The organism is Phaeospirillum tilakii (assembly GCF_042683125.1).
Taxonomy (GTDB): domain Bacteria; phylum Pseudomonadota; class Alphaproteobacteria; order Rhodospirillales; family Magnetospirillaceae; genus Phaeospirillum; species Phaeospirillum tilakii.
Genome location: NZ_JBHUIY010000080.1, coordinates 1 through 3,852, shown reverse-complemented (window position 1 = coordinate 3,852; position 3,852 = coordinate 1). Strand labels below are relative to the sequence as shown.

The following is a 3,852-nucleotide window of genomic DNA, read 5'->3' as shown; positions in this document are numbered from 1 at the left end:
CCGCGCCGTCGCCGGCCACCTCGTCGCCCGCTCCGGCCGCCGCCGGCAGCCAGCCGGGGGCCGGCGGTGCCGGCGCCGCGACCGCCGCACCGGCCGAGGCGCCGGCCGCGATTCCCGACGATGGCGGACGCGGCCGGGTCGAGTTCGTCGATCATCAGCCCGAGCCGGCGCCGTCCCCGGCCCCGGCGCCGACGGGCAAGGGCAAGACGAAGAAGCATTGACGCCGCCGGTCCCGGCGTGCTGAAGCTTGCGGCGGGGGCGGTGACGTCCCCGCCGTTTTCGTGTCGGAGGCTTTGACCATGGCAGACACCTATCGCGTGGCCGGAATGAGCTGCGGCGGCTGCGCCCGCGCCGTCACCGAGGCGATCGAGGCCGCCGCGCCGGGGGCGACGGTCCGCGTCGATCTGGCCGCCGCCACCGTCACGGTGGAGGGGGCGACCGCCGCCCAGGTCGAGGGCGCGGTGAACGGGGCCGGATTCGAATTCGGCGGTGCCGCCGCCTGAGCGGCGCCCGCTTCATCGAATCGCCATGATCCTGGCGCCCTCTGCCTGACGCGGCGGCGCGTCGGGCGCAAGGCGCTTCTCGCCGCCAACCGGGCTTGCTAGAAAGACCCCGGTTCTGCAACGAAGGGCGGATGATGGCTGGGGCGGATTTCGACCTGATCGTGCTGGGCGCCGGTGCCGGCGGGCTGCGGGCGGCGCTGCTGGCGGCGGATTCGGGTCGGCGGGTGGCGGTGATCGAATCCGGCCGGGTCGGCGGGGCGCGGGTGGCGCGCGGCGGTCTGCCCAAGGCGCTGCTGGCGATCGGGGCCGGGTTCGCCGAGGATTTCGCCGCCGCCGAGGCGTTCGGCTGGCAGGCCGGGGCGGCCGGGTTCGACTGGGCCCGGCTGATGGCGGCCAAGAATGCCGAGATCACCCGCCAGGAAACCGCGGCGACGCTGGCGCTGCGCGAGGCCGGCGTCACCCTGATCGAGGGGCGCGGCCGGCTGTCCGGCCCCCGCGCCGTGGTGGTGGGCGAGCGGGTGCTGACCGCCCCGGTGCTGCTGATCGCCACCGGCAGCCGGCCGGCGCTGCCCGATCTGCCCGGCTGCGACCATGCCGTCACCACCACCGAGGCGCTCGACCTGATGCAGCTCCCCCGCCGCGCGGTGGTGCTGGGCGGCGGGCCGCATGCGACGGAATTCGCCTGCATCTTCAACGCATTGGGGGTCGAGGTGACCCAGGTGATGCGGGCCCAGGCCCCGCTGCCCGGGTTCGATCCCGACCTGCGCGCCGGGCTGGCGGCGGCGATGGAGGCGCGCGGGGTGCGGCTGGTGCGCGGCCATCAGCCGCTGGCGATCGAACGCGACGGCGCGCTCAACCGGGTGCTGCTGGCCGGGCCGGGCGGCGACAAGGCGGCGCCGGTCGAGGCCGAACTGGTGCTGGCCGCCACCGGCCGGGTGCCCGACACCGCCGGGCTGGGGCTGGAGACGACCGGGGTCGCGCTCGGGCCGCGCGGCGGGATCGCGGTCGATGCCTATTCGCGCAGCTCGGTCGAGTCGATCTGGGCGGTGGGCGACGTCACCGACCGGCTGCGGCTGACCCCGGCGGCGCTGGCCGAGGCCGAGGCCTTCGTCCACACCGCCTTTGACGGCTGTCCCACCGCGGTCGAGCATCATCTGGTGCCGATCGCGCTGGCCACCACCCCGGCGCTGGCCTGCGTCGGCCTGGGCGAGGACGAGGCGCGCCGGCTGTATGGCGGCGGGGTCGAGACCCATCTGGCCCGGCCGCGCACCCTGCGCGAGCGGCTGACCGGGCGCGAGTCCGGCGCGCTGGTCAAGCTGGTGGTCGATCGCGACGAGGACCGGGTGCTGGGCGTGCATGTGCTCGGCCCCGGCGCCGCCGAGATCATCGGCGGCTTCGCGGTGGCGCTGCAATGCGGCGCGACCAAGGCCCAGTTCGACGCCACCCTCGGCGTCCATCCCACCCTGGCCGAGGCGCTGCTGACGCTGCCCCCGGCCGTCCCCGGTGCCGCTTCCGGCTCCGGCCCCGATCTGCCGCCCGTCGCCGCGCCGCCCGGTGCCGCGCCGGACGGCGAGACCGCCGCCCCGCCGCCCGCCGTCGCCGAACCGATAGCCGCGGAACGATCATGACCTCGGTTGCCCTCAAGATTGCCGCCGTCACCCTGGCCGGCGGCGTTGTCGCGGTGGGGGTGGTCCCCGCTTTGATCGACTGGAGTTCGCTGCGCCCCGGCATTGAACGCACCGCCACCGCCGCCGTCGGCTGGCCGGTGACGGTGGCGGGGCCGATCTCGGCCCGGCTGCTGCCCGATCCGGGGGTGACGCTGGGGCGGGTGACGGTGGGGGCGGCCGGGTTCGAACGGGTCCGGCTCGATCTCGGCCTGTGGCCGCTGCTGTCCGGGCGGATCGCGCTGACCGGGGTCGAGCTGTCGGGCGGCCGGCTGGGCGGCGGGATCGGGCTCGATGGCCGGATCCAGCTGGGCGAGATCTTCGCCGCCGACGGCCGCTTCGACGGCGGCTTCACCGCGCACGGCCGGCTCAGCGTCGGCGGGGTCGAGCTGCCGGTCGAGGCCGAGGGCGGCCGCCCCGGCGGCGGCGCCACCGTGCCGGTGCGGGCGACGCTGACCCTGCCCGGCGCCGCCGGCGGCAGCGCCCGGATCGAGGCGGCGGTGGGCGAGCGTCAGGCCCATGGCAGGGTCTGGCTGGAGCTGGGCTCGCTGGCCCGCGCCCTGCCGGGGGCGGCGCTGCCCGATCTGCCGCTGACCGGCGAGGGCCGGCTGGTGGTGACCGGCGAGGAAGCGGCGGTGCAGGGCATCACCCTGACCCTGGGGCAGTCGCGCGCCGGGGGCGAACTGGTGGCGGCGCTGGGGCGCGCCCCGGTGGCGGTCGATCTCTCCCTGCGCGGCGGCAGTCTCGATCTCGATCAGGCCCCGGCCGCGCCCGCGCCGGCCCCGTCTTCCCCGGCCGCCGCCGCGTCCTCTCCCGCCGCGCCGGCCGCCGTGCCGCCGCTGGCGCTGGCGGCGGCCCCGGCGGCGGTGCTGCGGCTGCCGCTGCCGGGCAATCTGACCTTCAATCTCGATCTGGGCGCCGAATCGGTGCGCTGGCGCGGCGGCATGGTGCGCCAGCCCCGCCTCAACGCCCTGCTCGATGGCGGGGTGCTGACCATCAGCCGGTTTTCGGCCCAGTTGCCGGGCGCGACCGGGCTCGATTTCAACGGGCAGGTGACGGTGGAGGCGGACGGCCCGGCCGCGACCGGCCGGCTGCGTCTGGTCAGCGCCGATCCGCCCCGGCTGCGGGCGTGGCTGTGGCCCGGCGGGGGCGGGGCCGGCAGCTGGCCGGCCAGCGCCCGGCTCGACGCCACGCTGGAGGCCCGTCCCGACCGGCTGACCCTGGCGCCGCTGACGCTGGGGCTCGACACCCTGCAAATGTCCGGCTCGCTCACCTGGACCGAGGCGGTCAGCGCCCGGCTGACCGCGCGCGGCCTCCAGTTCGGCTTCGACGGCGAGCCCGGCGCCGGGCTGGGGGCCGGCCGGCTGACCCTGCGCGGCCCGAGCTATGCCGAGGCGGTGCGGCTGCTGGCGCCCGAGTACCGCCCCGGCCGCGACGGCGCGCTCGACCTGTCGGCGCGGCTGACCGCCGATGCCGCCGGCCCCGGTTTCGACGATCTCAGCCTGACCGCCGGCGAGGCCCGCCTGATCGGCCAGATCCGTTTCCCCGCCGATGGCCCGCCGCGCGCCCGCCTCGCCGGCGGCGAGGTCCGGCTCGATCCGTTCCTGCCGTCGGAAACCCGCATCACCCCGCTGGCCCGGCTGGTGCCCCGCCCCGGCGGCGGCAGCGGGGCGGCGGCGGGCGAG

Annotated in this window: 3 protein-coding genes and 1 pseudogene; all 4 read left to right on the top strand. The window is 77.3% G+C overall.

Annotated elements, in window-relative coordinates:
• Window positions 1-221, top strand: a pseudogene (locus tag ACFSNB_RS18475) (hypothetical protein); the annotation flags it as partial.
• 78 nt (window positions 222-299) lie between these two features.
• A complete protein-coding gene (locus ACFSNB_RS18470) occupies window positions 300-503 on the top strand; it encodes a heavy-metal-associated domain-containing protein (protein WP_377319261.1) in 204 nt (67 codons plus the stop codon).
• Between the two features lie 131 nt (window positions 504-634).
• Window positions 635-2,131: an FAD-dependent oxidoreductase gene (locus tag ACFSNB_RS18465; RefSeq protein ID WP_377319259.1), complete on the top strand. Its 1,497-nt coding sequence runs from the start codon at window positions 635-637 to the stop codon at window positions 2,129-2,131.
• On the top strand, window positions 2,128-3,852 hold a 1,725-nt coding region (locus ACFSNB_RS18460), incomplete at its 3' end, for an AsmA family protein (RefSeq protein WP_377319257.1). The genes ACFSNB_RS18465 and ACFSNB_RS18460, both read left to right, overlap by 4 nt.